Annotated in this window: 18 protein-coding genes and 1 pseudogene; 8 read left to right on the top strand and 11 right to left on the bottom strand. The window is 65.1% G+C overall.

The genetic code is table 11. The features are described 5' to 3' along the window. The first annotated feature begins 4 nt into the window (after positions 1–4). Complete coding sequence (locus CK227_RS18980; protein ID WP_095773981.1) at positions 5–442, top strand: hypothetical protein; 438 nt, start codon at positions 5–7, stop codon at positions 440–442. A gap of 157 nt (positions 443–599) precedes the next feature. On the opposite strand, the gene CK227_RS18975 is transcribed toward CK227_RS18980, so the two are convergent. Continuing rightward, positions 600–2,918, bottom strand: a complete 2,319-nt coding sequence (locus CK227_RS18975; protein ID WP_095773980.1) for a glucose/quinate/shikimate family membrane-bound PQQ-dependent dehydrogenase — start codon at positions 2,916–2,918, stop codon at positions 600–602. A gap of 223 nt (positions 2,919–3,141) precedes the next feature. On the opposite strand from CK227_RS18975, the gene CK227_RS18970 reads away from it, so the two are divergent. The 3 genes from CK227_RS18970 to CK227_RS18960 all read left to right on the top strand — a co-directional run bounded on the left by CK227_RS18970 (position 3,142) and on the right by CK227_RS18960 (position 6,986). Beyond that, on the top strand, positions 3,142–3,948 hold the full coding sequence (locus CK227_RS18970; RefSeq protein WP_245318178.1) for a DUF2059 domain-containing protein: 807 nt from the start codon (positions 3,142–3,144) through the stop codon (positions 3,946–3,948). A gap of 5 nt (positions 3,949–3,953) precedes the next feature. Continuing rightward, a complete protein-coding gene (locus tag CK227_RS18965) occupies positions 3,954–4,202 on the top strand; it encodes a hypothetical protein (RefSeq protein WP_095773978.1) in 249 nt (82 codons plus the stop codon). Positions 4,203–4,325: 123 nt separating this feature from the next. After that, complete coding sequence (locus CK227_RS18960; RefSeq protein ID WP_095773977.1) at positions 4,326–6,986, top strand: UvrD-helicase domain-containing protein; 2,661 nt, start codon at positions 4,326–4,328, stop codon at positions 6,984–6,986. A gap of 51 nt (positions 6,987–7,037) precedes the next feature. Here CK227_RS18960 and CK227_RS18955 read toward each other — a convergent pair whose 3' ends face one another. The 5 genes from CK227_RS18955 to CK227_RS18935 all read right to left on the bottom strand — a co-directional run bounded on the left by CK227_RS18955 (position 7,038) and on the right by CK227_RS18935 (position 12,001). Next, a complete protein-coding gene (locus CK227_RS18955) occupies positions 7,038–8,084 on the bottom strand; it encodes an ABC transporter permease (protein WP_095773976.1) in 1,047 nt (348 codons plus the stop codon). Then, the gene (locus tag CK227_RS18950; RefSeq protein WP_095774037.1) at positions 8,081–8,878 is read right to left on the bottom strand and encodes an ATP-binding cassette domain-containing protein; all 798 of its coding nucleotides are present in this window, start codon (positions 8,876–8,878) and stop codon (positions 8,081–8,083) included. The genes CK227_RS18955 and CK227_RS18950 overlap by 4 nt, the downstream gene beginning before the upstream one ends. A gap of 85 nt (positions 8,879–8,963) precedes the next feature. Continuing rightward, positions 8,964–9,971: a substrate-binding domain-containing protein gene (locus CK227_RS18945; protein ID WP_095773975.1), complete on the bottom strand. Its 1,008-nt coding sequence runs from the start codon at positions 9,969–9,971 to the stop codon at positions 8,964–8,966. Positions 9,972–10,064: 93 nt separating this feature from the next. Next, positions 10,065–10,970, bottom strand: a complete 906-nt coding sequence (locus CK227_RS18940) for a sugar phosphate isomerase/epimerase (RefSeq protein ID WP_210421436.1) — start codon at positions 10,968–10,970, stop codon at positions 10,065–10,067. Beyond that, positions 10,970–12,001: a Gfo/Idh/MocA family oxidoreductase gene (locus CK227_RS18935; protein ID WP_095773973.1), complete on the bottom strand. Its 1,032-nt coding sequence runs from the start codon at positions 11,999–12,001 to the stop codon at positions 10,970–10,972. Before CK227_RS18935 ends, CK227_RS18940 begins: the two co-directional genes overlap by 1 nt. A 193-nt stretch (positions 12,002–12,194) precedes the next feature. Between CK227_RS18935 and CK227_RS18930 the strand changes: the two genes are divergently transcribed. Continuing rightward, a complete protein-coding gene (locus tag CK227_RS18930; protein WP_095773972.1) occupies positions 12,195–13,220 on the top strand; it encodes a LacI family DNA-binding transcriptional regulator in 1,026 nt (341 codons plus the stop codon). Positions 13,221–13,238: 18 nt separating this feature from the next. Here the strand turns inward: CK227_RS18930 and CK227_RS18925 are convergent, their stop codons facing one another. The 3 genes and pseudogenes from CK227_RS18925 to CK227_RS18915 all read right to left on the bottom strand — a co-directional run. Then, entirely contained in the window at positions 13,239–13,553 is a 315-nt protein-coding gene (locus CK227_RS18925; protein ID WP_095773971.1) for a hypothetical protein, read from the bottom strand. A 205-nt stretch (positions 13,554–13,758) separates the two neighbouring features. Beyond that, positions 13,759–15,306: a trimethylamine methyltransferase family protein gene (locus CK227_RS18920; protein WP_095773970.1), complete on the bottom strand. Its 1,548-nt coding sequence runs from the start codon at positions 15,304–15,306 to the stop codon at positions 13,759–13,761. A gap of 11 nt (positions 15,307–15,317) precedes the next feature. After that, positions 15,318–15,548, bottom strand: a pseudogene (locus tag CK227_RS18915) (glycine cleavage T C-terminal barrel domain-containing protein); the annotation flags it as partial. Positions 15,549–15,875: 327 nt separating this feature from the next. On the opposite strand from CK227_RS18915, the gene CK227_RS18910 reads away from it, so the two are divergent. Further along, positions 15,876–17,345: an esterase-like activity of phytase family protein gene (locus CK227_RS18910; protein WP_095773969.1), complete on the top strand. Its 1,470-nt coding sequence runs from the start codon at positions 15,876–15,878 to the stop codon at positions 17,343–17,345. 74 nt (positions 17,346–17,419) lie between these two features. On the opposite strand, the gene CK227_RS18905 is transcribed toward CK227_RS18910, so the two are convergent. Continuing rightward, entirely contained in the window at positions 17,420–18,211 is a 792-nt protein-coding gene (locus tag CK227_RS18905; RefSeq protein ID WP_095773968.1) for a L,D-transpeptidase, read from the bottom strand. A gap of 244 nt (positions 18,212–18,455) precedes the next feature. Here CK227_RS18905 and CK227_RS18900 point away from each other — a divergent pair, with 244 nt between their 5' ends. Then, positions 18,456–19,928 (top strand): MATE family efflux transporter, encoded by a 1,473-nt coding sequence (locus CK227_RS18900; RefSeq protein ID WP_095773967.1) that lies wholly within the window; start codon positions 18,456–18,458, stop codon positions 19,926–19,928. A 3-nt stretch (positions 19,929–19,931) separates the two neighbouring features. On the opposite strand, the gene CK227_RS18895 is transcribed toward CK227_RS18900, so the two are convergent. Next, complete coding sequence (locus CK227_RS18895) at positions 19,932–21,140, bottom strand: MFS transporter (RefSeq protein WP_095774036.1); 1,209 nt, start codon at positions 21,138–21,140, stop codon at positions 19,932–19,934. 145 nt (positions 21,141–21,285) lie between these two features. Here CK227_RS18895 and CK227_RS18890 point away from each other — a divergent pair, with 145 nt between their 5' ends. Continuing rightward, positions 21,286–21,861: a TMEM175 family protein gene (locus CK227_RS18890; RefSeq protein ID WP_095773966.1), complete on the top strand. Its 576-nt coding sequence runs from the start codon at positions 21,286–21,288 to the stop codon at positions 21,859–21,861. Positions 21,862–21,873: the final 12 nt, after the last annotated feature.

Here is a 21,873-nt window from a genome sequence, read left to right as displayed (position 1 = left end):
AGTCATGGACGTACAGGATATCGTGAACACCGTCTCGCAGAAGGCCGACCTTGACCAGGCAACGACCGAAAAAGTCGTCGGCACCATTTTCTCGGTGCTCGAGCACGAGGCGGAAGGCACCAGCGCCTCATCCTTCTTCGCCAAGATTCCCGGCGCCAATGCGCTGGCGCAGAAATTTGACGTCATGGCCGCGGCTCCTGCCGGTGGCGGTGGCGGCTTCCTGTCCTCGCTGCAAGGCGCGCTTGGCGGGGTTCTCGGCGAAAAGGCGGGCGCGCTGGTCAACGGCCTCGCCGCGCTGAAGGCATCCGGCCTCGATCTGGCGCAGATCCAGAAGGCCGGCGAGACGTTGGTCCAGCAGGCCGAAGCCGCCGCCGGCCCCGATTTGACCAACCAGGTGCTGGGCTCGGTGCCCAGCCTCAAGAGCCATCTCGGGCTCGGCTAGAGCATTCCAGGAAAAGTGTGAAGCGGTTTTCCCGGGAAAAGCGCGTAGCGCTTTGCCTTGGGAATTGCGTCAAGACAAAGGGTTAGAGCAGTTCGCCGTTTCCATGAAACGGTGAACTGATCTAGCGCCGAGAGCGCTTTCGGCTGGCGCGGCCCAGCTACTTCGGCAGCGCGTACGCCATCACATAATCCCCGGGCTTGGTGCCGACCGAGCCGTGGCCGCCGGCGACGATGACCACGAACTGGCGCCCGTCGGCGACCGTGTAGGTCATCGGCGTCGACTGGCCGCCTGCAGGCAATCGGGCCCGCCAGAGCTGCTTGCCTGAGGTCAGGTCATAGGCACGCAGATAATCATCGACCGCCGCGCCCAGGAAGGCGACACCCCCGGCGGTGATCATCGGCCCGCCAATGCCGGGCACGCCGACCTTCAGCGGCAGCGGCAATGGCGTCATGTCGTAGACGGTGCCGTTGCGGTGCTTGTAGTTGATCGTGCCGGTCCTGAGGTCGACGCCGGCGACGTAACCCCAGGGCGGCGCCTGGCAAGGGATGCCGAGCGGCGACAGGAACGGTCCCATCACCACCGCATAGGGCGCGCCCTCATTGCGGTTCAGCCCCTGCTCGCTGCCCTTGGTGTTGTCACCCGGCGGCGACACGTCCGCGCGGGGAATGAGTCTGGACGTAAACGCCAAGTAGGTCGGCATGCCGAACATCACCTGCCGCACCGGATCGACCGCCACCCCGCCCCAGTTGAAGGTGCCGAAATTGCCGGGATAGACCAGCGATCCCTGCAGCGAGGGCGGCGTATAGCGGCCTTCATAGCGCAATTTGTGGAATTCGATGCGGCAGGCCAGTTGGTCGAACATGGTGATGCCCCACATATCGACATCGGTCAGCGGCTTCGGGTTGAAGGAGAGATCGGAGACCGGCTGCGTCGGCGACGTGTGGTCGCCCTCGATGGCACCGCCGGGCGCCGGCACTTCCTTGACCGCGATCACCGGTTCGCCGGTGCGCCGGTCAAGCACATAGAGGTCGCCCTGCTTGGTCGGCCCGACCAGCGCCGGCACGACCGAGCCGTCGGCCTTGGTGATGTCGATCAGGCTCGGCTGCGCCGGCACGTCCATGTCCCAGAGATCGTGGTGCACGGTCTGCCGCACCCATTTCAACTGCCCGGTGTTGAGGTCGAGCGCGGTGATCGAGGAGGAGAATTTCTCGACATTGGCGCTGCGTCCGGCGCCGAGTTGGTCCGGCGTCTGGTTGCCGAGCGGCACGTAGAGCAGGCCGAGCTTCTCGTCGGCGCTCGGCGTCGACCACATGTTGGGCGAGTTGGCGGTATAGGTCTGGCCGGCCGGCAGCGGCGTCGTCTGGTCCGGATTGCCGGAATCCCAGTTCCAGATCAGTTTGCCGGTGCTCGCATCATAGGCGCGGATGACGCCGGACGGTTCCTGCGTCGAATAATTGTCGTTGACCGCGCCGCCGACGATGATCTTGCCGCCTGATATCAGCGGCGCCGAGGTCGAGTAGTAATAGCCCGACTTCGGGTATGGCATTCCGGTCAACAGGTTGAGCGTGCCGCCTTCGGCGAAGGCGGGACAGACCTGCCCGCTGGCGGCATCGAGCGCGATCAGCCGCGCATCCGAGGTCGGCAGGTAGACGCGGGCAGCACAAGGCTGGCCGGCGGCGCCGGTGGCATCGGCATAGTAGGCTACGCCGCGGCAGGTCTGGTGCTGGCGGTCCTTGTCGAGCTTGACCTTGGGATCGTAGCGCCATTTTTCCTTGCCGGTCGCGGCGTCCACCGCGATGGCGAAATTGTGCGGCGTGCAGATGTAGAGCGTGTCGCCGATCTTGAGTGGCGTCACCTGATAGGTGGTCTCGCCGATGTCGTCAGGCCCCTTCACGTCGCCGGTGCGGTAGGTCCAGGCCGGCTGCAGATTGGCGACATTGTCCGGCGTGATCTGGTCGAGCGGCGAATAGCGCTGGCCGAACTGCGTGCGCCCATAGAAGTGCCATTCGCCCGCCGGCACGTCATTGCCCAGATTGGCGTTGGGAATCACCTTGTCGGTATCGAGCGCACCGGCAATGTCCTTCGGGTCCGTCGTCATCGAATAGCCGGCCACCGCCAGCGATGCCAGCACGGCAAGGATCAGCGGCGCGCGCCCGTCGGGCCCGGCAAGGCCCCGCCTTGCCCAAGGCGTCAGCAGCCACAGCGCCACCAGCACGATGATGCCGCCGCGCGGGCCGAGTTCCCACCAGTCGAAACCGATTTCCCAGACCGCCCAGGCCAGCGTGCCAATCACGATCGCCGCATAGAGCCAGAGCGCCGTGGACCGGCGTCGGTAAAGCAGCCAGGCGGCGATCAGGAAGGCGAGGCCGACGACGATGTAGTACCAACTGCCCCCCAGCGACGCCAGCCAGATGCCACCGCCACCAAGCGCCAGACCGAGGAGAAAGAGAACGAGAGAGGTGATGGTGACAGCCAAGATGATACTCCTTCGACTGTTGCGCGCTCACGCGGCCATGGGCAACCCGGTGCACCGCTCCTGCCCTGCGCACAGCTTTCTCCCGCCTGCCCCGCCTGTCAAGCTGCCCACACGCCAAGGTGGCAATCCATCTTGCCTGCGTCAGGGTTTTCCCGCAGTCTCCATGGATCGTCTTTCCCGTGGAGCAAGCAAAATGCCGTCACTCGTTCCGCCGCTGACGCGCATGGCGCTGATGCTCTACTGCCTCGTCCCGCTCTTTGCCGGCACTGTGGCCGCGCCGGCGCAGACAATCAGCGAGATCAACAAGGCGAACGGCTTTCACGAGATGCTGATGGGCATTGGCCCGGGTTTCACCGCGGCCGTGAAATCGGCGCCGGGAACGCCGCCGCAAAAGGTCCTGGACGCCCTTGCCGCCGCCATGGAAGGTGCCTTTGACCCGGAGAAGATGGAAGCGGCGATCGAAGCCCGGATGGCGGACAGGCTCAGTGCCAAGGACCTGTCCGAACTGGCCTCGTTTTATGCTTCACCCCTGGGCAAACAGGTCACCGCGCTCGAGATCCAGGCTTCGTCGCCGCAAGCAAGGGAGGCCAAGAAGATCGAGGGCGCCAAAATCCTCGGCGAGCTTCCATCCAGGGATCCGGCCAGGTTCGCATTGTACAGGAAGATGATGGACGATATCAGCGCCGTCGACACCGGAGAAGCCGTCGCCTTGAACATGGGCTACGCCATGCTTTCCGAAATGCTGGGCGCGGCCGGAAAGCCCCTGCCCGACGACCACGTAATGGCCCTGCTGCGCAAGCAAACCGAAGGGCTTCGCCGTGACATCGACAGCGAGGCCATGGAATCTGCAGCCTATGTCTACCGGAATATGTCCATGGCCGACCTGAAGCTCTATGGTGCCTTCCTGGCCTCACCCGCCGGCAGCCGCTACTACGACCAGATGCAGGTCGCCCTGGGCGCGGTAATGACGGACGAGGCGCGCTCCTTCGGCCATCGATTCTTCGTCGCCCTTGGTTACCGCAAGACGTGAGCTAAATGGCTGGCGATAATCGATACTCACCCATCCTAGTGGGCATCTTCCTGTTACAGATGCTTATCGGCACACTGGTCGTGGCCGTTTTCCTTTGGATGGGCAAAGCCATCATCCCGAAGCATGGCGGCGGTCTATATGTGCTTGATCGAGTGCAAGACCCCTACCTCTATTGGGGTCTGCTGGCCGGAATTTTGTTCAGCCTCGTCTCCTTGCCCGTCAGGTATCTCTACCAAGGCCCACCGAAGCGTTAAGCCCTGCCCATCTCGCGGGGCCGCCATCCGAAGCTACATTCTTGCCGCGCCGCCACTTTTACCCGGAACAAAACGTAGACAGTTCTGGTCTTTCCCTGCCGAATCACTACATTCGGGGGGAAGATGTCCGGCTTTTCCGAAGACATGCCCTTTTTCGATGAACCCAATGCGCGGCCGACGGCCCCGTCGGGCATTGCCGCGCGCGCCATGGCTGCCCGCGGCGGCCAGAGCAGTGCGCCCGATTATCTCAAGGGGCTGAATCCGGAACAAAGACTGGCGGTGGAAACCACCGAAGGCCCGGTTCTGGTGCTGGCCGGCGCCGGCACCGGCAAGACGCGTGTGCTCACCACCCGCATCGCCCACATCCTTGCCACCGGCAAGGCCTTCCCGTCGCAGATCCTCGCCGTGACCTTCACCAACAAGGCCGCGCGCGAGATGAAGCAGCGCATCGGCATCCTGATCGGCGAAGGCAATGTCGAGGGCATGCCCTGGCTCGGCACCTTCCATTCGATCGGCGTGAAGCTGTTGCGCCGTCATGCCGAACTCGCCGGCCTGCGTTCCGACTTCACCATCCTCGACACCGACGACGTCGTGCGGCTGATCAAGCAGCTGATCCAGGCCGAGGGCCTCGACGACAAGCGCTGGCCGGCCAAGCAGTTCGCCCAGATGATCGACGGCTGGAAGAACAAGGGGCAAGGTCCGGCCGATATCGCCGAGGGCGACGCGCGCAGCTTCGCCAACGGCAAGGGCCGCGAACTCTACAAGGCCTATCAGGAGCGGCTGCAGACGCTGAACGCCTGCGACTTCGGCGACCTGCTCTGCCACCCCATCCGCATCTTCCGCGCCAATCCGGACGTGCTGAAGGACTACCACCGGCGCTTCAAATACATCCTCGTCGACGAGTACCAGGACACCAACACCGCCCAGTACATGTGGCTGCGCCTGCTGGCGCAGCGGCCGGACGCCGGGCGTTCGACGACGTCAACGGATCCGCGATCGGCCGAAGGCCGCAAGCCCGACCGGGCGTCGGCCGGCCAGGCCGCCGCCGCGGAGGCCAGCGAGCGGAGCTCGCGTGCGGCCGTGAGCGAAAACAAAGTCAACATCTGCTGCGTCGGCGACGACGACCAGTCCATCTATGGCTGGCGCGGCGCCGAGGTCGACAACATCCTGCGCTTCGACAAGGATTTCCCGGGCGCAACCATCATCAGGCTGGAGCGCAACTACCGCTCGACCGCCCACATCCTTGGCGCGGCTTCGCATCTCATCGCCCATAATGAAGGCCGCTTCGGCAAGACGCTGTTCACCGACCGCAACGACCCCGAGGATGGCAAGGTCAATGTCCACGCCGCCTGGGATTCCGAGGAGGAAGCCCGTGCTATCGGCGAGACCATCGAGGCTTATCAGCGCCAGAAGCACAATCTCAACGACATGGCGATCCTGGTGCGCGCGTCCTTCCAGATGCGCGCCTTCGAGGACCGCTTCATCACGCTCGGCCTCAACTACCGCGTCATCGGCGGGCCGCGCTTCTACGAGCGCATGGAAATCCGCGACGCGCTGGCCTTCTTCCGCGTCGTCGCCAACAGCGGCGACGACCTCGCCTTCGAGCGCATCGTGAATGTGCCCAAGCGCGGGCTGGGCGAAGCCACCATCCGCCAGATCCACGACACGGCGCGTGCGCTTCGCATTCCAATGCTTGAGGCCGCCGGCAATCTCGCCGAGAGCGACGAGCTGAAGCCGAAACCGCGCGCCGCGTTGCGCGAAGTGGCCGCCAATTTCGAGCGCTGGCAGAAGGCGCTGGAAACCAAGCCGCACACCGAGCTCGCCGAGACCATTCTCGAGGAGAGCGGCTACACCGATATGTGGAAGAACGACCGTTCGGCCGAAGCGCCGGGCCGGCTGGAGAACCTCAAGGAACTGATCCGCTCGATGGAGGAGTACGAGTCGCTGCGCTCCTTCCTCGAACATGTGGCGCTGGTGATGGATGCCGAGCAGAATGCCGGGCAGGACGCCGTCTCCATCATGACGCTGCATTCTGCCAAGGGCCTCGAATTCGAGACGGTCTTCCTGCCCGGTTGGGAAGAAGGCCTGTTCCCGCACCAGCGCGCGCTCGATGAAGGCGGCCGCTCCGGGCTGGAGGAAGAGCGCCGGCTGGCCTATGTCGGTCTCACCCGGGCCAAGAAGAACCTGCATATCTGGTTCGTCTCCAACCGCCTGATCCACGGGCTCTGGCAATCGACCATCCCGTCGCGCTTCCTCGAGGAGCTGCCGGAATCCCATGTCGAGATCGCCGAAAGCGGCAATTCCTATGGCGGCTACGGCAATCCCTATGGCGGCGGCTCCTTCGCCTCCGGCCGTGGCGGTGGGCGGCAGAACCCCTACGGCGCCTCGCGTTTCGACAGTGTCGGCGCCAACACCGAAAAATCAGGCGCCTTCTCCAACACCTATTCGACGCCCGGCTGGCAGCGCGCGCAGGCCAACCGGACCGAAGCGACCGACCGCAACTGGGGCACGCGCTCCGGCCACCAGGTCGAGCGCATCGGCTATGGTGAGACCGACTCGGGCTACGGCGCCGGTCGCACGAGCGTGAAGGGCCGCACCATCGACGGCGAACTGGTCGCCAAATCCGTCGCCGACAAGCCGTCGCCCTTCAGCGTCGGCGACCGCGTCTTCCACCAGAAATTCGGCAACGGCAACATCTCGGCCATAGAAGGCAACAAGCTGACCATCGACTTCGACAAGGCCGGCCAGAAACGCGTGCTCGACGGGTTCGTCGCGACGGTGTGAGCTGCCCTTCCGAGCAGCTCTCGCGCCGTTCCAACAACGGCAGTGCTTCCCTCACCGATACCGTGCCTGGTTCCACTTATGCCCGAGCAGCGACAGGATGATGATCAGCCCGTTGAAGAACTGCACGTAGAAGCCGCTCAGGCCCGCCGCCACGACGCCGGTCTGGATGAACGACACGGTGACCGCGCCTATGGCGCCGCCAACGACCGTGCCGATGCCGCCCCAGGTTGGCGTGCCGCCGACGAACACCGAGGCCAGCACCGGCAGGAGATAGCCGTCGCCGGCCGTCGGCCACCAGGTGAAGTTGATCATCACCGAAAACGTGCCGGCGATCGCAGCCCCTATGCCGACGAAGACGAACACCTTCACCCGCACGCGCTTGACGTCGATGCCCATCTGCTGGGCGCTGTCGGGATTGTCGCCGACCACCCTCACCTGTGCGCCGAAGCGATGCCTGTTATAGAGCATTGCCGACAGCACGACGAAGGCGATGGCCCAGAAGATCTGCACCGGAACGCCGTAGATCTGGCTGGAGAAGATCTTGTAGGCCCAGCTGTTGCTGAGGCTGGTCAACGACATCGACTTGCCTTCGTTGATGATCTGGATCAGGCCGCGCAGCAGGAAATTCATCCCGAGCGTGGCGATCAGCGAGGACAGCCCGCCATAGACGACCAGCGAGCCGACGAGGAAGCCGAGCAGCATGCCCGTCACGAGTGCGGCCGCAATGCCGAGGAACGGGTCGTAGCCGGCCCGCACCACCAGGGCGAAAACCCAGGCGGCAAACCCCATCGTCGCCGGAAACGACAGGTCGATCTCGCCGCAGGTGACGACGAAGACCAGCGGCACCACCACGAACAGCGCCACGGGCAGCGTCGTCAGCACCGAGCTGTAGAGATACCAGGTGGTGAACACGGTCGGGTTGGCGACCATGAACACCGCCATCATGACGATGAACACGGCGAGCGTGCCGAGCGAGGCGCGGTTGTCGAGGACGAAGCCGCGAAGCCAGTGGTCGGATGGATGTTTCCACTCCTGGCGGGCGGACCCGGCGTGAGGGCGCAGAGGGCTTTCGAGATCGGGTTCCATGGTCTTGCTCATCGCGCCTGCTGCTCCGCTTCGCCGGCCTCGCGCAGCCCAGGCAATCCGCCGGGATGCGCGACGTCCTCCATGAAATTGATCAACTCCTCCGCCGACTTGACCGCGCTGCGGTCGGCGGTCAGCGCCACCTTGCCGCGATCGAGCACCACGAAACGGTCGGCAATGTCGAAGACATGATGGATGTTGTGGCCGATGAACAGGATCGAGCGTCCGCTCGCCCGCACCTGGCGCACGAAGTGGAACACCTTGGCGGTCTCGGTCAGCGACAGCGCCGTGGTCGGCTCGTCGAGGATGATCAGCTCGGCCTGCTTGTAGATGGCGCGCGCGATCGCCACGCCCTGGCGTTCGCCGCCCGACAGCTGGCCGACGATCGAGTGCGGCGTGAACACTTTCGAGGTGAAGCCGATCTCGCGCATCAGCCGGCTCGCCTCCTCGATCTCCTTGTTGACCTTCAGCCAGCCCATGAAGCCGGTCAGTTCGCGGCCCATGAAGATGTTGCGCACGATGGTCTGCTGCACGGCCAGCGCCCGGTCCTGGAACACCGTCTCGATGCCGGCGTCGCGCGAGCGCGCCGCGCTCCAGCCGCTCACCGGCTTGTCACGCACGAGGATGTCGCCGGTGGTCGGCCTGACCACGCCGGACAGGATCTTGATCAGCGTCGACTTGCCGGCGCCATTGTCGCCTATGAGGCCGACCACCTCGCCGCGGTCGACGCTGAGATTGACGCCGCCCAACGCATAGACCTGACCGTAGGATTTCGTGATATCGCGCAGTTCGATGATGCGTTCGGCCATCGGATCCTCGCTTTCATTGTCGCATGCCGGCCCTTTGCCGGCGGTCCTGCCGGCCGGGTCCAACCCGGCCGGCAGCCTTGGGAGGTCAGCGCAGCGCCTGCTTGGCGAGCTCTGAGACGATCTCGTAGTTCTGCGGCGTGACGAAGCCGGCACCGGTGTCGACATTCATCGGCGCCAGCCCCAGCACCACTTGCTGGCAGAGGCTGAGGATCGGCAGATAGCCCTGCATGAACGGCTGCTGGTCGGCCGTCAGCTGCACCCAGCCGCCCTTGAAGCCCTCGACGATCTGCGGGCTGGTGTCGAAGCCGAAATTGAAGATATCGCCGGGCTTGCGCCCCGCGGCCTGCATATAGGTCGGCACATTGCCCAGCATCTGCCCGCCGGGGTAACCGACCGCCTTGACGTTGGGATTGTTGAGCAAGGCCGCGGTGATCACCGGGATCGCAAGATTCGGATCGGCGGCCCACTCGGTTACGGAATTGATTTGCACGACGTCGACGCCGGCCTCCTTCAATGCGGCGACGGTCCCACGCTCGCGTGCGCCCCGGCTCTCATTGTCGAAGGGGCCGATCATGATCGCCTTGTCACCGGACTTCAGCCCGGCCAGCTTGAACGCCTCGGCGCCGAGCGCGCGGCCCTGCTGCTCCTGCTGCGCGCCGACATAGCCGCCGCCGAACGCCGCCGTCACCTTCGGCACCGGCACGTTCTGGTACATCATCTTGATGCCGTCCTTATGCGCCTGCTCGGCCAGCGGCATGATCGCGTCTTCGCCTGGATGGCCCATCATGGCGATGCCGTTGGGCTTGACCGCGACCGCCTCGCGCAATTGCTGCACCATCTTTTCGACGTCCCAGCCGGAGAAGATGTAGTCGACCTTGGGGCCGAGATCGGCCGCCGCCTGCTTGGCGCCATTATAGACGATGGTGCCGAAAGCGTCGCCCTCGGCGCCGCCGACGAAGAAGCGGATATGGACATCCTTGCACCACTGGGCGTCGAGCGCCCGTGCCGGCAAGGTCGAGATTGCGGCGCAAAGCGCCGTGGCGGCGGCCACGACGGTCGTGCGCAGAAGTGTCGTTCTGATCGCGATGCTCATGCACTTGTCCTCCCATTGTTTCCCTCGTCAGCCGAGGGGCTGTTGACGATTGTTTCGCCACTTACGAACCGGCTCCTCCCGCCGGCCGGGTCCTCACGTCGGATTTTGCAGGTAGCTGGCGCCTCCCCGGCATTGCTTGAGATAATCCAGCGCGCGGACCTGGCCTGACATCTCGAGATCGCCGCGATAGACCGGATCGTGCCAGCCCTCTATATCGATGGCTCCCTTGTAGCCGGCCAGCCGCAATTCGCTGATCACCCGCGTCCAGTCGCTGTCGCCGAAGCCGGGCGTGCGCATCTGTACGAAGGGCAGCCGGCCGAACACCCCGTGCTCGCGGATGACGTCCCAGCGCACGGTGGCGTCCTTGCCATGGACATGGAAGATGCGTGGCGCCCATTTGCGGATCTGCGGGATCGGATCGATCAGATAGACGAGCTGGTGGCAGGGTTCCCATTCGAGCCCGAGAGCGTCGTCCGGCACTTCGTTGAACATCAGCTCCCAGGCGTCCGGATTGTGGGCGATGTTCCAGTCTCCGGCCGCCCAATTGCCGTCCATGGCACAGTTCTCGAAGGCGATGCGCACGCCCTTGTCGGCGGCGCGCTTGGCCAGTGGCCCCCACACTTCGCGAAAGCGCGGCAGGCTGTCCGTCAGCTTCTTGCCGCGGATGCGCCCGGTGAAGCCGCTGACCATCGAAGCGCCGAACAGATGCGCATTGTCGATGACCGTCTCCCAGGCCGCGAGCACGCCGCGATCGACCTCGCCGCTCTCCAGCGGATTGCCGAACACGCCGAGGGAAGACACGACGACATCGGCATCGCCGATCGCCTCGCGGATTTCGCCGGCAAGGCGCGGAAGATCCTTGCCGCCCAGCGTCTGCCAGAAGAAGGGCTGGATGCTCTCGAAGCCGAGCGGCAGGATCTGCTTGATATACGCCGCCGGGTCGTCGAGGTTGGCCCGCACCATGGTGCCGATCCTGATGTCGAGAAGCGGGTTTGGCATTATCGTGTTTCCTGTGAAATCGCCACGCGGCGTCCGGTTTCGGCGCTCTCGATGGCGCTGAAAACCATGGCCAGGCTTTTGATGTTGTCGGTGCCGCGCGTCTCCGGCTCGGTGCCGGTCTCGATGGCGTGCATGAAATCCCTGATGATGCCGAGATGACCGCCGACGCGGTCGGCTGGATCGAGCGGCGGCACGTCGATCGGCTGGGTCTTGGCGAACAGCCCATCGCGGCCCGTCGCCACCACCTCCGCCGTCAAGAGGTCATGGCCATCCCAGATGAGGCTGCCGCGCTCGGCGACGATGCGCCAGCTGCCTTCCCAGCTGGTGCGGAAGCCGTCGGCGCACCAGGAACCGGCATAGGTGAAGACCTTGCCGTCGCCGAGATCGAAGACAGCACTTGCCGACGAGCCCTGCCGGTACCAGGAATTGGCCGGCTCCCATTCCTGGCAGTAGACGCCGGCCGGCTCGCCGCCGGCCATATAGCGGGCGGCATCAAAAGTGTGGATGGCCATGTCGAGTAGAAGCACATGCGCCATCTCCTCGCGAAAGCCGCCGAAATGCGGCGCGACGAAGAAATCGGCATGGACGCTGGTCGCAGCGCCAATGGCGCCGGAGTCCAGGAAGCGGCGGATGCGCCTGACATTGGCGACGTAGCGGCGATTCTGCACGACGGCATGGATGCGCCCGGCCTGGCGAGCCGCCTCGACGATGGCGCGCGCGTTTTCAGGACTGTCGGCCAGCGGCTTTTCGGTCAAGAGATGGCAATTGTGGGCGAAGGCCGAAAGCGCGACCTCACGCCGGGCAGCGGGAACGACGACATCGAACACCGCGTCGGGCCTGGTCTGGGAGAGCACCGCGTCAAGGCTGGTGCCGATGACAATGCCGGTGAGGTCGTATTCGTGCGCCCTCGCCTTCGCCCGCTCGGCGTCGAGGTCGACAAGGCCGACAATGGCAAGCCCATCGATCTGCCTCGCGGCATCGAGCCATTGCCTGCTCATCGCGCCGCAGCCGACGAGGACGACATTCATCATCCGGCGTTCCTCCTCCGCTCGGTCCCTCCAGACCGACCGTCACGGCATCCACGGCATCACCGTAAACGTTTTCCGTAAACGTTTACGAGAACACACCCGATAGCGTAGAATGTCAATTGGCCGCTCACGAAAATCGTCTTTCGCCTTGGCCTCGGCACCGGCCAATGCTAGCGAAGCTCGGGGGAGAAAGTCTTTGGCGTCCAGCATTCACGACCTAGCGCGTCACCTGAACATTTCGATCGGCACCGTGTCGCGGGCGCTGAACGGCCGCGCCGACGTCAATGCCGACACGCGCCAGCGCGTGCTCGACGCCGCCAAGAAGCTGAACTATTCACCCAACCAGTCCGGCCGCAGTCTCAGGCAAGGCGCGACCCACTCGATCGCCTTCATGCTGCAGCCGCATCCCGGCGACCAGCAATATGGCGAACCGTTCTTCATTCCCTTCCTGATCGGGCTGCAAGGCCGCCTTGCCGAAAGCGGACTCGACCTGACCGTGGTGATGGGCGCGCCGGGCGACTATCAGCAGGAGCGCCTGCGCCGCGTCGTCGAGACCCGCCGCGCCGATGCCGTGCTGCTGGCCTGGACGCGGCGCGAGGACGAACGCATCGATTATCTCACACAGGTCGGCTTCCCCTTCGCCACGCTCGGCCGCAGCCGCAGCGGCGGCAAGGCCTATCCCTCGCTCGACCTGGATTTCGAGAAGGCAGGCAGCGATGCGGTCGACCGCTTGGTGGCGCGCGGCCACCGCCATATCGCCGCCATCCGCCCTTCCCTCAATCTCAATTTCGGCCATCTGTTTCTGAACGGCTACCGCAAAGCCCTGAAACGGCACGGCATCGAGGCCGACCCCGCGCTGATCGCCGACGGCTTCATCAACGAGGCCGGCGGCTACCAGGTGACGCCGCGCGTGATGCTGGCAAAGGACCGGCCGACGGCCATCATCTTCAACAACGACGCCATGGCCCTCGGCGGCTGCAAGGCGCTGGCCGAGATGGGCATCCGGCCGGGCCACGACATCGCGGTGACCGTGATCGTGGACACGCCGCTCTGCCGGTATTTTTCCCCGGCGCTGACCGCCTTCCGCCCGGCGCTGGAGCCGATGGGCCGGCGCCTGGCCGAAATGCTGCTGGCCTCGCTTCCCGCCTTCGCCGGCCCGGAAGGCCCGCGTATCATTCACGAAGTCTGGCCGCTGGAATTGGTCGCGCGCGACAGCGATTGATGGCGCTCGTAAAGCCTATCAATCCACCTTCTTCTCGCCCCGCTCGCCGGCCTTGACGATGTCGCCAGTGGTGAACAGGATTTCCTTCAACTCCGCCCGCCAGTCCTTCTTCTGGCGCAGCAGGAATTCCAGGTCCATGCCGAAATGCTTGAACTCCTCGCCTTGCGCGTTCTGCATGATGGCCCGCGCTTGCGCATCCTTCTCCACCGAGATGCGCTGTTCGTACCAGCCGATCGCTTCCGCCTCCTCGATCAGCGAGGTGATCATGCGGGCAAAGGTCCGCACCTTCTGCGACAGTTCTTCAGGCGGTTCGTGATACTGGTCGAAACCCATGTCGTCCTCCGTGGTTCATTCCCATGAATGCCCGGGAATGCCGCCGGTTCCGCATCACCGCTGCAATTCCGCCAGCGCCCGCTCCAGCGGCGCCGGCGAAATCTGGATGGGTCCGGAGAACGGCACCGCTTGCCAATGACCCCGGCACCGATCACGCGGCGAAAGTCGCGGCAAAGGCCAGGTGTCTCGCGCGAAAGCTCGCCGCTCACGAAACCGGCGCCGCGCCGCCCTCTTGCGTGCGGCGCGCGATGAACTCGTCGAGCACTCCGGCGGTGGCCGCAGCCGAAGCGGGCGGCTCGAAATCGGCTAGGATGCGTTTCCAGATACCGGTGGCGCGCTCGCTGGCGGTCTTTGATCCGCTTTGCGTCCAGTTGCCGAAATTCGACCAGTCGGCCACCAGTGGCTCATAGAATGCCGTGCGGTAGCGCGCCATCGTGTGGCCGGCCGAGAAAAAATGGCCGCCCGGCTGCACTTCGGCGATGGCATCGAAACCGATCGCGTCGTCGTCGCCAGGCGTTGCCGCGCAAAGCTCGGCAATCGACTGCACAGCCTCGATGTCGGTGATCAGCTTCTCGAAGGAGACGCTCAGGCCGCCCTCCAGCCAGCCCGCGGCGTGGACGCAGACGGTGGCGCCGGCAAGCACCGAGCCCCAAAGGGCGAACTGCGACTCATGGGCGGCCTGCGCATCGGAAATGTTGGCGGCACTGCCGGCGCCCGAACGCCAGGGAAGGCCGATGAAGCGTGCCAATTGGCCGGCCCCCAGTGTCGCCTTGACGTGCTCGGGCGTGCCGAACGCCGGAGCGCCCGACTTCATGTCGACATTGGAGGAGAAGGAACCGTAGAGCACGGGTGCGCCGGGACGCACGATCTGCGCCAGTGCCAGACCGGCCAGCGCCTCGGCATGCTGCAGCGTCAGCGCGCCGGCGACCGTGATCGGCGCCATCGCGCCTGCCAGGCAGAACGGCGTGATGACCAGGACCTGCCCGGCGCGGGCGAAGTCGATGATGCCTTGCGCCATCGGAATGTCGAGCTGGCGCGGTGAATTGGTGTTGATGATGGTGTAGCAATGGGCGCCAGCGCGGAATTCATCCTCCGACAGCCCGCGCGTCAGCCGGATCATCTCGAAGCCATCCTCGACCTGCGGCGTGCCGCGCGCGAAGACAAAGGGGAACTTGTCGGACAGCGTCAACTGCGCGCGGTTGACGGCATAGTGGCGAAAACGGTTGTCGACATCCTGCGGCTCGATGCAGGGGCAAAGCATGTGCAGTACGTCGAAATGCTGGATGAGCTTGGTCAATTCCTCGAAGGCGCCGAGCGTTCCCGGCCGGCGGCCGCGTTCGAGATCGGTGACGTTCGGCGCGCCAGCGCCGGCGAGGAACGTCATCGAGCCGAGTTCGAGCAAAAGATCGCGGCTGCGGTCGCCCGCCAGCGCTGGAATTGATTTTGGCGCCGAGGCCAATGCCGCGGCCACGATGTCGCGGCCGATGCGCACCATGTCGGTGTCCGGCTCCACAAGCGCACCGGCGCGGGCGAAAATCTCCCGCGCCTGTGGCAAGAGCACCTTGATGCCGAGTTCCTCCAGCACGCGCAGCGCCGTGTCGTGGATGGAAGCCACCTGGTCATCCGAAAAGATCGGCTGCGGCAGGAACGGGTTCTTCAGCGACCGGTAGTTGGGCCGGCGGCTGCTTTCGCTGCCGGCTTCGCCCGTGCGTCCACGCCGGCGCTCGCGCCTGCTGTCTCGTGCCTCGATCATCGAAATCCTCCTCATTGCCGCATCGCCTTGCCCGAGGGATCGTAGGGCGCCGGCGCGACGACGCGAGCCGGCCGTTCGACGCCGACAATGTGCACCGAAAGCGCCGTCCCCTCCTCGGTAAAATCGGCGTCGACCAACGCCAGCGCGACGCTCCTGCCGATCGTGTAGCCAAAGCCGCCCGACGTGACGAAGCCGACGCGCCGGCCATCGCGCCAGACCGGCTCGAAGCCGCCGGCGTCGGCCCGATGACGACTGCGCGGTTGTGCGACTTGAAGGCCTCCCTCCCGGTCTGTCAGAAGCACACCATATGCACACTAGACATAAGTGTCCAGTACTGCGCTTGCGCACCCGAACGATGCGTGGGGATCATCCATTCTTCCGCCAGAGCGCGTGTTTTTCTCGGCCTGTGAACACGCCGGCGTTCAGGCATGCCGCACTGTCACGCAAGCATCATGTTCGCGCCGTAGACCGCTTTTCGGGGGCGGCGCGCGGCAGCATCGATGTACCGCCTCTTTCAGCTTTTTCGCTCTTCGGCCGCTCCGGCGCATCTGTCACAAAGAGGATCATCCATGAAACATCTGCACCGAACCGCCTGGATCGGCGTCGCTCTGGCCTTGTTCACCGCGCTCACGCCGGCGCTTGCCGACAGCACCGCGACAGTCGGCGGCCCGGTCAACAAGGGCCTGGTCGGCGTCGGCCGCATCCCGGCCGCACAGCGCGACAAATTCGGCGAGACGTTCGGCTCGGGTTCCGGCATGGCGATCGACACATCGAGCTGGAGGCGTGATGCGGGCACCTACCAGGGTTCGCTCTGGCTGCTGCCGGATCGCGGCTACAATGTCGCCGGCACCACCGACTACCGGCCGCGCCTCAACACGATCGGCATCGAGTTCACGCCGGCAGCAGCAGGCGCCGCTGGCCAGGAACAGACCGAAGTCAAGGCGACGCTCACCGACACCATGCTTCTCACCGACGACAAGGGCGCCGATGCCACCGGGCTCGATCCGCTGTCGGATGTGCGTGCCGCCGCAGGCGACATGCCGATGCTGCCCGCCGCCACCAATGGCAAGCTCGCCCTCGACAACGAGGCGATCGTGCGCCTGCCGGACGGCTCGATGTTCATCTCCGACGAATATGGCCCCAACATCTACCGCTTCTCGGCGCAGGGCCGCCTGCTGTCGGCGACCCAGCCGCCGGCGGCCCTGGTGCCGATGCGCAAGGGCGCGCCGAACTTCTCCTCGGACAATCCGGGTCCAGGTGCCGCCGAGCCCGATCCGAAGGATCCCGAGACCGGCCGCCAGAACAACCAGGGTCTCGAAGGCATGGCGATGACGCCGGACGGCAAGTTCCTGATCGCCGTGCTGCAGTCGGCGACCCGGGAGGATGGCGGCGATTCAGGTTCGACCCGGCAAAACACCAGGGCGCTGGTCTATGACGCTTCCGACCTCGCCCATCTCAAGCTGGCGCATGAATATGTCGTTCCGCTGCCGGTGTTCAAGGACGCCAAGGGCAAGACCAAGGTCGCCGCGCAAAGCGAGATCGTGGCGCTGTCGGACACGTCCTTCCTGATGCTGACGCGCGACAGCGGCAACGGCCAGGGCGTCAAGGGCGACAGCTCGCTTCTGCGCCAGATCTTTGTCGTCGACGTTTCGGCCGCAACCGACATCGCGGGCAGCCCTTTCGACGCCGCCGACAAGCCGGTCGCGCCCAAGGGCGTGCTCGATCCGTCGGTGACGCCGGCCAGGCTGACGCCGTTCATCGACATCAACGACAATGCGCAGCTCAACCGCTTCGGCCTGCACAATGGCGCGCCGAACGACCACAACAACCTGTCCGAGAAGTGGGAAGCAATGTCGCTGGCCAGCGTGCTCGATCCACAGCTGCCCGACGACTATTTCCTGTTCGTCGCCAATGACAACGACTTCCTCGCCCAGGACGGTTTCCAGGTCGGCGCCCCCTACAAGGCCGATGACGGCGCCAATGTCGACACCATGTTCCTGGTCTATCAGGTCACGCTTCCCGGCCTCGCCAGGAAATAATCAGTACGATCCAGGCGGACGCGCATGGCGCGTCCGCCTGAGTATTCCGGTCGAACCGTCGATCGTGAAGGTACTTACTTCAAGAACTCCGCGTCCTTCGGCACGCCGGCATCGATCGGCTCAGCCGTCCTGCTCGACACCGCCATGATCTTGCCGGCGGCCGACAGGTGGGGCCGCACGAAGACCTGCGCGGGACCGTTGACGCGGCTGTAGAGGTCGATGATGTCCTGGTTCATGAAGCGCACACAGCCCGACGAGGCATTCTTGCCGATGGAATCCCATTCTGGCGTGCCATGCAGCCGGTACATCGTGTCCTTGCCGTCGCGGAACAGATAGAGCGCGCGGGCGCCGAGCGGGCTCTGCGGGCCTGGCGGCATGCCGTCCTTGAATTTCGCCAGTTCCGGCCGGCGCTGGATCATTTCCGGCGGCGGCGTCCACACCGGCCACTTCTTCCGCGCCTGGACCACGGCGCTGCCGGTCCAGCCGAAGCCGGCCTTGCCAAGGCTGACGCCATAGCGGATGGCCTTGCCGCCGTCGCGCACCAGATAGAGGAAGTGCTCCGCGACATCGACGACGATGGTGCCGGGCTTTTCTCCGGTCGGGTCGGCCACGATCTGGCGGACGAACTTCGGATCGAGCTTGGCCACCGGGATCGCCGGCAGTTGATAGCCCTCGTCGGTGCGCGCCGCGTACATGGTTGCGGCGTCGCCGAGTGCCGGCTCGCTTGGCGCCGGCGCCACTGGCGGCGGCGGCGCCATATCAGTTGTGGTGCACGCCGAAACAACCACCGAGGCCGCGCTCAAAGCGGATGCCCCGAGAAAAGAGCGCCGGTTCAGGCGCTCGGAAAAAAGCGGAATATCGGACATGATCCCCCCGGCTTATCCATAAGATCTAGTAAGGAATGCGGGCCCCACGCCCCCGGGATCAATATCCCATTCCGTGAGCTTTGAGAACATGATTGGATCAAGGTCCATCACAATCCTGGCGGGCACGTTCCGCGCCCGTCCGCGATAGCCGCCCCGTGGACTACTGCTCCACGGCGCAGGGTGCATCTCGATCGGGCCTCCGATATCGTCGCGGGCCAGATTCACATTTGTCGAGTCGCCAGCCATGGACGAAAAAATGCCCGCGCGCCGGCGCACCGGCGACCTGACCAGCGGCCCGATCCCGCGCACGCTGCTGCTGTTTGCCCTGCCGGTGCTGGGTTCCAACGTGCTGCAGTCGCTCAACGGGTCGATCAATGCCGTCTGGGTCGGCCGTTTTCTCGGTGAATCGGCGCTGACCGCCACCTCCAACGCCAACCTCGTCCTGTTCCTGATCCTGGGCACCGTGTTCGGCATCGGCATGGCGGCGACCATCCTGGTGGCGCAGTCGGTCGGCGCCCGCGACCTGCCCGAGGCGCGCCGGATCGTCGGCACCAGCGCCACCTTCTTCTTCTTCGTTTCGGTGGTCTTCGCCGTCTGCGGCTGGATCTGGGTCGACGCCGTCCTGGGCACGCTTGGCACGCCGGCCGACGCCTTGGCGCTGGCGCGTTCCTATCTGCGCATCATCTTCGTCGCCGTGCCGATGATGAACCTCCTGTCCTTCGTCATGACGGTACTGCGCGGTGCGGGCGATTCACGCACGCCCTTCATCTTCATGGCGCTGGCGGTCGTCCTCGACATCGTGCTCAACCCGCTGCTGATCCGCGGCATCGGCCCCTTCCCCGAGCTTGGCATCGCCGGCTCCGCCACCGCGACGCTGATCGGCCAGACGGTGAGCGTCATCGCCATCCTCGTCGTGCTCTACGCGCGCAAGCACCCGCTGCGGCTGGCCGGCGCCAATCTCACCCTGCTGCGGCCCGACCCCGCCTTGCTGCGCATCGTCGTCTTCAAGGGCGTGCCGATGGGCCTGCAGATGATCGTCATTTCGGCGGCGGCCCTGACGGTGATGGGCATCGTCAATTCCTACGGTTCGCAGGTCGCCGCCGCCTATGGCATCGCCGCGCAGCTGTGGACCTACATCCAGATGCCGGCGCTGGCCATCGGTGCCGCGGTCTCCTCGATGGCTGCACAGAATGTCGGCGCCGGCCGTTGGGACCGGATCGGCCGCGTCGCCGCCTCCGGCGTCGGCTTCAACCTCGTCCTGACCGGCGCCCTGGTCGCGATGCTGTGGCTCTTCGACCGCCCGATCCTCGGCCTGTTCCTGAGCAGCGACAGCGCGGCGATCGACATCGCCGCCCACATCAACACGGCCGCGTCCTGGTCGTTCATCCTGTTCGGCATCACCATCGTGCTGTTCGCCACCGTGCGCGCCACCGGCGCGGTGATGCCGCCGCTGATCATCCTGGTGATTTCGGTGCTCATCGTGCGCACCGGCTTCGCCTATTTCATGCGCGGCGTGATCGGCGAGGAAGCGTTGTGGTGGAGTTTCCCGGCCGGCTCGATCACCTCGCTTGTGCTGGCCGCGGCCTATTACCGCTTCGGCGGCTGGCGCAGCTTGCACATGATCGAGAACAGGCCGGCGGCCGGCGAGCCGCCGGACACCGGGCTCGGCGTGCCGCGCGGCCGCGCCAACATGGCGCCCGAGACGCCGAATGGTTGAAGCTCAGCGGGTGAATTTCGCGCCGAACCCCACCGCCACCAGGGAGAAGACGATAATCATGCCGGCGAAAGCCAGGCTCGCCACCGTGGCGCTCGCCCAGCTCGACAGGATGCCGATGCCGATGACCGGCAGTGCATTGCCGCAGAAGCAGCAGATGAAGAAGGCCGACACCACCTCGGCCCGGCGGTCCGCCGGCGCAAGCTGGTTCACTACCTGCAGGCCGCCGCGATAGCCGAGCGCCGCCGCCACCCCGCAGAAGGCGGTGGCCATAATCATGGTGGCCACGGACGCGAAGAATTGCGCGGCCACGATCAGCGCCGCCGTCGGGATCATCAGCACCAGGGCCGCCAGCATGGTGAAACGGCTGGACAGGCTCGCCGTCACCACGATAGTCGCGGCAGCCACCAGCGACAATTCGAAAAACAGCGCGCCGGCTTCGGCATGGTTGGTCGCGTGCAGCTGCTGCGCCAGGATGCTTGGCGCCAGCGCAGCGTAGAAGCCGACCAGCGCCATGGCGCCGAAGCCCGTCACCGCGGGTGCAACGAAGCGCGTTCGGATGCTGACGGGAACCGAGAGGCGTGGCCGCATCGAGACATCGGTCAGCCGCCCCGGCCGCGACACGGTTTCCCGCGTGCGCCAAATCAGCAGCGTGACGAGGGCAAGCAAAGCCAGATAGACAGCGAATGTCAGCCGAAGTGGCCAGGGCGCGTATTGCGCCAGCAGTCCCGCCACAAGCGCGCCAAGCCCGAGCCCGACGAAATTGATGCTGGTGGCGATGATGGCCGCGCGCGATTTGTCCTCGCCTTCGATCAGCTCGGCCAGCCAGGCGGTTCCGGTTCCCGCGCCCACTCCGATCCCAAGACCGCTGAGTATCCGCGCAAGGTCGAGCCAAGCCACGTTTTCCGCAAACAGGAAAATCAGCGCACTGACCACGGCAACGGCCATCGCCGCCATCGCGGCTGGACGGCGGCCGACCACATCAGAGAGACGTCCGAAGAGGATAAGCGCGCCCAGATTGCCGATGACGTAGACGGCGTAGACCAGTGTCAGCGTGATCTGCGAGAAACCGAAGGCCTGCTTGTAGATGACATAGAGTGGCGTCAACGCCGTGCTGCCGGCGAAAAGGGCTGCAATCATGGCGGCGACGGCGGCCGTCGCCGCACGGCCACCGAGTTCGTTGTCGCGAGTCATGGTCTGAGCGTTGATGGTCATGCCGGCATCTTCTTTTGGGAAACTCTTGCCCAACGTCTACCTGGCGACGGCGGTTCCCGTTTCCGTCCAAAGCTCCTGACAAGATTGTCAGTATGGCGCGGCACCACATCCTCTCGTAACGTTCGCCTGTTCGAGAGGGAGAATCATGGGCAAAGGCAGGGTCGAGGCATTCACCGACGGCGTGGTGGCCATCATCATCACCATCATGGTTCTGGAGCTGAAGGTGCCGGAGGGCGAGAACTTCGCGGCCCTGGTGCCGCAATTGCCGGTCTTCCTGTGCTACGTGCTGTCATTCATCAATGTCGGCATCTACTGGAACAATCTGCACAACATGTTCCACACCGTGCAGCGCGTCGACGGCGGGGTCTTGTGGGCAAACCTGCATCTGTTGTTCTGGCTGTCCCTGATGCCTGTAACGACCGCCTTCATGGGCGAGAACCATTTCGCCACGGTTCCCGTCGCGGTCTACGGCTTCGATCTCGCAATGTGCGCGACCGCCTATGCCATCCTGGTCCTGGCACTGCGCCGGCTGCATGGTCAGGGCACCGCCTTCGCCAAGGCAATCGGCACTGACCGCAAGGGAAGGATTTCGCTTGCCGTCTATATAGCGGCCGTTGCGCTTGCCTTCCTCAACCGGTGGATCGGTGTGGGCCTCTATGTTGCCGTCGCCCTGGTGTGGCTTATACCGGACACGCGTTTTTCCCGCGTTCTCGAAAAATAGCTCCAAAAAGCC

Origin of the sequence: Mesorhizobium sp. WSM4308, from assembly GCF_002294905.1 — a bacterium.
Lineage (GTDB): Bacteria > Pseudomonadota > Alphaproteobacteria > Rhizobiales > Rhizobiaceae > Mesorhizobium.
The sequence above is the reverse complement of the archived record's forward strand: the minus strand, read 5'-3'. Positions and strand labels throughout refer to the sequence as shown.

Excerpts from the sequence above, each read along its gene's own strand:
- CK227_RS18940 (WP_210421436.1), bottom strand. The coding sequence starts at position 10,970 with ATGCCAAACCCGCTTCTCGACATCAGGATCGGCACCATGGTGCGGGCC.
- CK227_RS18900 (WP_095773967.1), top strand. The coding sequence starts at position 18,456 with ATGGACGAAAAAATGCCCGCGCGCCGGCGCACCGGCGACCTGACCAGC.
- CK227_RS18980 (WP_095773981.1), top strand. The coding sequence starts at position 5 with ATGGACGTACAGGATATCGTGAACACCGTCTCGCAGAAGGCCGACCTT.
- CK227_RS18910 (WP_095773969.1), top strand. The coding sequence starts at position 15,876 with ATGAAACATCTGCACCGAACCGCCTGGATCGGCGTCGCTCTGGCCTTG.
- CK227_RS18895 (WP_095774036.1), bottom strand. The coding sequence starts at position 21,140 with ATGACCATCAACGCTCAGACCATGACTCGCGACAACGAACTCGGTGGC.
- CK227_RS18920 (WP_095773970.1), bottom strand. The coding sequence starts at position 15,306 with ATGATCGAGGCACGAGACAGCAGGCGCGAGCGCCGGCGTGGACGCACG.
- CK227_RS18960 (WP_095773977.1), top strand. The coding sequence starts at position 4,326 with ATGTCCGGCTTTTCCGAAGACATGCCCTTTTTCGATGAACCCAATGCG.
- CK227_RS18955 (WP_095773976.1), bottom strand. The coding sequence starts at position 8,084 with ATGAGCAAGACCATGGAACCCGATCTCGAAAGCCCTCTGCGCCCTCAC.
- CK227_RS18970 (WP_245318178.1), top strand. The coding sequence starts at position 3,142 with ATGGCGCTGATGCTCTACTGCCTCGTCCCGCTCTTTGCCGGCACTGTG.
- CK227_RS18925 (WP_095773971.1), bottom strand. The coding sequence starts at position 13,553 with ATGGGTTTCGACCAGTATCACGAACCGCCTGAAGAACTGTCGCAGAAG.
- CK227_RS18965 (WP_095773978.1), top strand. The coding sequence starts at position 3,954 with ATGGCTGGCGATAATCGATACTCACCCATCCTAGTGGGCATCTTCCTG.
- CK227_RS18945 (WP_095773975.1), bottom strand. The coding sequence starts at position 9,971 with ATGAGCATCGCGATCAGAACGACACTTCTGCGCACGACCGTCGTGGCC.
- CK227_RS18905 (WP_095773968.1), bottom strand. The coding sequence starts at position 18,211 with ATGTCCGATATTCCGCTTTTTTCCGAGCGCCTGAACCGGCGCTCTTTT.
- CK227_RS18935 (WP_095773973.1), bottom strand. The coding sequence starts at position 12,001 with ATGATGAATGTCGTCCTCGTCGGCTGCGGCGCGATGAGCAGGCAATGG.
- CK227_RS18890 (WP_095773966.1), top strand. The coding sequence starts at position 21,286 with ATGGGCAAAGGCAGGGTCGAGGCATTCACCGACGGCGTGGTGGCCATC.
- CK227_RS18950 (WP_095774037.1), bottom strand. The coding sequence starts at position 8,878 with ATGGCCGAACGCATCATCGAACTGCGCGATATCACGAAATCCTACGGT.